The sequence below is a fragment of the Acinetobacter lwoffii genome, from assembly GCF_024129355.1.
Lineage (GTDB): Bacteria > Pseudomonadota > Gammaproteobacteria > Pseudomonadales > Moraxellaceae > Acinetobacter > Acinetobacter lwoffii_I.
On the sequence record NZ_JAMXXP010000025.1, the window covers coordinates 39,309 to 45,476 of the forward strand.

The following is a 6,168-nucleotide window of genomic DNA, read 5'->3' on the forward strand; positions in this document are numbered from 1 at the left end:
GATTTATTATTGATCATTGTCCTCTATCGTTCAGGAGTAGCTTTCCTTGTGTCCAAATAATCCTGTATTAAGTCATCACATTTCTTCGCAATTTAATGAAGAACTGCAGGACGTAAATACCAAATTCATGACGATGGGCGGACTGGTAGAACAGCAGGTAGCTAATGCCATTCATGCCCTATTGGACACAGATGTCTCAATGGCAGTAGATGTGCAGTTTCAAGATAATGTCGTCAATCAGATGGAACGAGATATTGATGAAGCGCTGACCCTGATTCTGGCGCGCCGTCATCCTGCCGCGATTGATTTACGTATGGTGCTTGCCATGTCCAAGGCCAATACCGATCTGGAACGGATTGGCGATGAAGCCTCGAAAATAGGCCGAATTGCACAAAGCTTATGTGAAGAGGGCGGCTCACCGCGCGGTTATATGGAAACCCGGCATATTGGCAACCAGGTGCGGGTGATGATTCATGATGCACTGGATGCTTTTGCGCGTCTGGATGTAGATCAAGCTTTGAAGGTCATGTTGGCAGATGCGGATATTGACCGTGAGTATCAATCAGCCACACGTACGCTTATGACTTATATGATTGAAGATCCGCGGCATATCAGTCGTGTCATCAATGTATTATGGGTGCTGCGTTCGCTAGAAAGAATTGGCGATCATGCCCGGAATATTTCGGAACAGGTGATCTATATGGTCAAAGGTTTTGATGTGCGTCATACCAGCGTTGAAGAAATTGAACAGAAAGTTCAGCGTTAAACGTTCCAGACTTAAATAAAAAAACCTCCAGCTCGGAGGTTTTTTATTGGGATAGAAAAGCTAACTATGAGTTTCTTCCTCAGCATCATCTTCAAAAGTTTTGGCAATTTTTTCAATATTCAGGCTTTTGGCCATCGCATCAAAGATTTCCTTATATACGCCTTGCTGATGATAAAGCTGGTCGTGTTCACCATGTTCGGCAATCGTTCCTTCTTTCATTACATAGGTATAATCCGCATCAATAATCTGCGACAGGCTATGCGAAATGATGATCACGGTACGGCCTTGCTTGATCTGGTCCAGACTTTGTTTGATCTGTTCCGTGGCAATTGCATCCAGACTCGCCGTCGGTTCATCCAGAAAAATAATCGGTGGATTTTTCAGGAACATCCGTGCCAAGGCAATGCGTTGCTGCTGGCCGCCAGACAGCATCAAGGCATCGCTGTCATAGCCATCCGGTAACTGTAAAATCTGCTCATGAATCGAGGCTTTTTCTGCCGCCTCAATTACATCTTCCATTGAGGCAGTAGTTTTACCGTAACGGATATTGTCAAAGATGGTGCCCTGAAAAATATGGTTTTTTTGCAAGACCAGACCAATATGATCGCGTAGATATTGGGTGTCATAATCTTTCAGGTCAATGCTATCCAGTTTGATCTGGCCTTGCTGTGGTTCATAAAATTTATCCAGCAGACTGATCAGGGTAGATTTTCCAGCACCCGATAAGCCCACCAAGGCGGTAATTTTATTAGGGCGAATTTCCATATCAATATCTTTCAGGGCATGGTGGCCATTTGGATAATAAAAATTCACGCCACTCAGTTCAAATTTGCCTTGGACAATCGGTTTCTGCTGACCGCTTTGTTCAATTTCATCATCGGCTTCCAGAATCTTGAAAAAGCTTTCTGAGTAGATCATGGCATCATTCACTTCATCATAAATCCGGTGCAGGGATCGGATCGGGGCAGAGACATTATTAAATAGCAGCACATGAAACATGATCATGCCGATACTCATCTGGCCATCCAGCACAAAGTAGGAGGTTAGAATAATGATCAGTACAATCCCGATCTGTTCCAGAAAAGTTTTCAGGCCGTCAAACAGGAAACTGGTCTGGCGGGTTTTCATCTGATTGTCGGTCAGTTCACGCTGTAATCCCAACTGCTTTTCCGATTCAATCGATTCGCGGTTAAAAGACTTGATCACGGTAATCGAGTTGATGATGCTGAGAATACCCTGACTCTTTTTTTCCCGGCCATCGCGAAGGTTACGGCGCCAGCCTCCCAGCTTTTGCGCCTGTTTATAGGTCAGCCAGAAATAGATCGGGACAATGGCAGTCGCGACCAGACCGACATAGATATTGGCATAGTACATCAGCCCCAAAGCCACAATGGCACTGGTAAATAATGGTAAAATATCAATAAAGAAGATTTGTACCAGACGGGTCAGTGAGCCAATGCCACGGTCAATCCGGGTCTGTAATTTACCGGCCTGGTTATTTTCCTGATTAAAAAATTCCAGACGATATTTTAAAAACTTTTCAATAATCCCTTGGGCCAGATCCTGAGAGACAAAAATCCGCAGTTTCTCTCCATAGAACTTCTGCCCGAACTGGACAAAGGCATTGATAATTTCTTTGCCAAGCAAAATCGCCGAAATCGTGATCAGAATATGCCAGCCTTGCTCCAGTCCTTGACCGGTTTCGAGTAGCGAATTGATGCTGTCGACTGCATATTGCAAGGTAATGGCATTGACCTGTGCGGTGAATGAACCGATCAGGGTCAGAATCAGCGTGGCAATCACCAGCAACCGGTAAGGCTGAACAAAGGGACGAAGTTTCTGAAACAGCTGCCATAAGTTCATAAAAGGATTATTTTTATTGTGAAAATTGAATTCAGTCTAGGCAGGAATTAGGCAAGCCACAAGCATAAATGTTGTAGTCATTTGTGAAGAGCAGTTGTAATCCTTTAGGTCGAATGTCAGTATTTTCATGTGGATACTGGATCTGATGGATATGACTCTCGATTTATTTGCACCCCAGCCGCAAGCCAATGTATTACCTTTTGATGGGGTAGTGGAGGATTATGGCCTGATTTTGGATGAGGGACAAAGCCAGCAGTATCTACAGCATTTTCTCAGTCAGCTGGCCTGGCAACATGATGAAGTACATTTATTTGGCAAGCACCATGTCACAGGCCGCCAGGTAGTCTGGTATGGCGATGAACATTATCAGTATCGTTATTCTGGTACACTTAAGCAAGCTCAAGTATGGACACCCGGATTATTCCGTTTAAAGCAGCATATTGAAATTCTGGTCGGTCATCCCTTTAATTCCTGTCTGGCCAATTTGTATGAAGATGGTTCTCAAGGCTTGGGCTGGCATAGTGATGATGAGCCGGCGTTATATACAGGTACTTCTCGGGAAAATGTCATTGCTTCTCTGAGTCTGGGAGCCACTCGTAAAATGAGCTTTAAGCATAAAATTCGTAGCGATAAAGTCGATGTGCTGTTACACAGTGGACAGTTGATTGTGATGCGTGGCGCGACTCAGCAACACTGGAAGCATAGTATCAGCAAAACCAGCAAAGTTTTAACACCACGAATTAACCTGACCTTTCGTTATTTTTATCCTTAAGAAGCATTTTGGAGCATAAAAAAGCACCCTGAAGGATGCTGATTTAAAAAATTTTCAAAACAGATTAAGGCGTGATCCCAGCTGGATGGCGATACCAGCTTTCAATCAACAATGCAGCCGCAATGCTGTCGGCAGAGATTTTCTTGCCACGACCTTGAGCCTGATAATGCCCCAGTTCATCGCGTGCTTCACGGGTGGTCAAACGTTCATCTACCATCCAGGTTTCAATATTGGTCTGATGACGTAAACGGCGGGCAAATTTTCGCGCCCGTGTCGACAGCTCCGATTCACTATCATCCATATTCAATGGCAAACCGACCAGAAATAAATTCGGTTGATGGCTTTTCACGATTTTGAGCAATTCATCCCAGTTGGGAATACCATCTTTCATGGGAAATAAGGGTAGGGGATTGGTACTTGCAATCAGGGATTGTCCAACCGACATTCCCATTTTTTGTGTACCAAAATCAAACGCCATAATGGTTTGTGGCGCGTTTACATCAGGCATGTCCAATCTCGGAAGATAACCAGTTGCGGTCTACGCCCATTTTTCTATAGGCAGCGTCCCAACGGTCGTTATAAGGTAAGTTAAATATCAGATCCATATCGGAATCACAAATCAGCCAGTCACCACGGGCAATTTCTTGTTCCAGCTGGTGTTTGCCCCAACTGGCATAACCGAGGGCAATCTGATAGCGACCGACACCTTCATTATGTGCAATGGCATCCAGAATATCTTTGGAGGTAGTAATGCAGACATTTTCACCCACGGCGATGGAGGAATGCCAGGTCGGCTGACCGGTATGCAAGACAAAGCCGGCTTCAGGGCGCAAAGGGCCACCTTGCAATACCTCATGCGGATTGACATTATCTGCTTCAATATCCAGATCATTCAGCAATTCTTTAATTTGAATGCCGGCAGGTCGATTGATAATGATGCCTTGGGCACCATCTTCATCATGACGAGCGAGATAAATGACCGTCTGGGCAAAAAAATCATCATTCGCATGCGGCGGTGCAATCAGACAACGATGTGTCAGAAACTGTTTGGTCACCTGAGCAGTTCTCCCAAAGTCAGTATGCTATGCAGTCTGAAAAAGTGAAGCATGGCCTACGGGCCTAATTGTAATCACTCAAACAGCGGCTTTCTTCCTGCTAGTTATCCCATAAAATGCTTAGGCTGACAACTTGGATATGGGGTAAATCAGGCATGAACAGGTTAAGGCCGGTTTTAAAATTCCTTTTAAAAAGACCTTCAGTGATTTTATTTAAATGATGGGAGGTAGTTTTAAGTGAACTGTACCGGGTTTGTCGGAGACTTTTTTATTTAAGTTAGGCCACCTGACCTAACGGGTTAATCTTATCATAGTACATTGCTTCAAACTCAAAAGGCGATACATAACCCAGTGCACTGTGTACACGCTTTTTATTGAACCAATCTACCCAGTTTAGTGTCGCAAGTTGTACATCTGCTAAACCTTGCCAATCTGCTTTTAAATATTCAATCACCTCTGTTTTGTATAAGCCATTCACCGTTTCAGCCAAAGCATTATCGTATGAATCACCAGTTGTACCGACTGATGCTCGTAAATTTGCAGCTTCTAAACGATTGGTATAGCGAATAGAAAGATATTGAACACCTCTATCGGAATGATGAATCACATTCTTTGGCATGCCTCGATCGTGCAATGCTTGCTCAAGTGCATCGAGCACCATATCTGTATTCATCCGTGTAGATACTTTCCATCCAACAATTGCTCGTGAGAACACATCAATAATAAAGGCGGTATAGACCCAGCCTGAATGAGTTTGAATATACGTAAAGTCACTCACCCACAGTTGGTCAGGATGATCAGCATTAAAATTACGTTTCACTAAATCATCTGCTCTTTTTTGATCATCTCGGCTACGGGTGGTTTGTTTGTTCTTACCACGCCAAACACCTTGTATACCTAGCTTCTGCATCAATCGAGCAACTGTACAACGTGCGATAACATAACCTTCACGTTTCAATTGTTGCCAGACCTTACGCACACCATATCGACCTGAACTTTCTTTCCAAATTCGTTTAATTTGTTCAGCATGATGCTCATCATGTAGATCTCGTTTCGCTCGATGTTCTGGATTTACTGTGAGATCTAGTGTTCGATAATAGGTAGAACCCGCGATTGGTAAAATCCTACAAATCGCATCAACACCATATAAGTCTTTATTGTTATGGATGAAATCCACCATTATTTGTGTGGGCGGTCGAGCTCCGCCTGGGCGAAAAAAGCAGCTGCTTTACGTAGAATTTCGTTAGCACGTTGCAGTTCTTTATTTTCGCGTTCCAGTTGTTTGATACGTTCTTGGTCTGAAAGCTGCTGTACTTTAACTGGATTTTGTTTATCTAAATATTTTTGATACCAAACACGTAGTGTTTCAGGAGTACAACCCTTGCGCAGTATACTGCTCAGGGAGCAATAGCTGTGATCGCAGCCCAATTCGATGGATAATCTTTCTCGGATTCAATCAATAATTGAACCGCTCTTTCTCTGATTTCAGGGGTATATTTTAATTTTGTCATCGGGATAGTCTCTCAGAATATTGACTCTCCGACAAACCTGGTACGGTTCAAAGCGTTTTTTATTTATGCTAAAACAGCCAGATAAACCGAGTAAAAACTTACTTAAATTTTACGCCAATCTCAACTTTTAATTAAGTTTTCCAACTGTAAAGGAGGATTACCTAATTGAGAATTTAAAACGACTGAAATTGTATGTGAAAG

5 protein-coding genes, 1 pseudogene and 1 other annotated feature are annotated in these 6,168 nt (G+C 43.3%); of the genes and pseudogenes, 2 read left to right on the forward strand and 4 right to left on the reverse strand.

Annotated elements, in window-relative coordinates:
- The first annotated feature begins 46 nt into the window (after positions 1–46).
- The gene (gene phoU, locus NI468_RS11750) at positions 47–766 is read left to right on the forward strand and encodes a phosphate signaling complex protein PhoU (RefSeq protein ID WP_005108465.1); all 720 of its coding nucleotides are present in this window, start codon (positions 47–49) and stop codon (positions 764–766) included.
- Between the two features lie 60 nt (positions 767–826).
- Here phoU and NI468_RS11755 read toward each other — a convergent pair whose 3' ends face one another.
- Positions 827–2,629 (reverse strand): ABC transporter ATP-binding protein, encoded by a 1,803-nt coding sequence (locus NI468_RS11755; protein ID WP_253102056.1) that lies wholly within the window; start codon positions 2,627–2,629, stop codon positions 827–829.
- Between the two features lie 151 nt (positions 2,630–2,780).
- Here NI468_RS11755 and NI468_RS11760 point away from each other — a divergent pair, with 151 nt between their 5' ends.
- Entirely contained in the window at positions 2,781–3,401 is a 621-nt protein-coding gene (locus NI468_RS11760) for an alpha-ketoglutarate-dependent dioxygenase AlkB family protein (protein ID WP_005101447.1), read from the forward strand.
- A 64-nt stretch (positions 3,402–3,465) separates the two neighbouring features.
- On the opposite strand, the gene ruvX is transcribed toward NI468_RS11760, so the two are convergent.
- From ruvX to NI468_RS11775, 3 genes and pseudogenes are all read right to left on the reverse strand, one after another.
- Entirely contained in the window at positions 3,466–3,909 is a 444-nt protein-coding gene (ruvX, locus tag NI468_RS11765; RefSeq protein WP_180086784.1) for a Holliday junction resolvase RuvX, read from the reverse strand.
- A complete protein-coding gene (locus NI468_RS11770) occupies positions 3,902–4,456 on the reverse strand; it encodes a YqgE/AlgH family protein (RefSeq protein ID WP_180086785.1) in 555 nt (184 codons plus the stop codon). Before NI468_RS11770 ends, ruvX begins: the two co-directional genes overlap by 8 nt.
- Before the next feature lie 277 nt (positions 4,457–4,733).
- A pseudogene (locus tag NI468_RS11775) lies at positions 4,734–5,967 on the reverse strand (IS3 family transposase).
- Positions 5,565–5,678: a sequence feature (AL1L pseudoknot), on the reverse strand. Its footprint overlaps the pseudogene before it by 114 nt.
- Positions 5,968–6,168 lie beyond the last annotated feature (201 nt).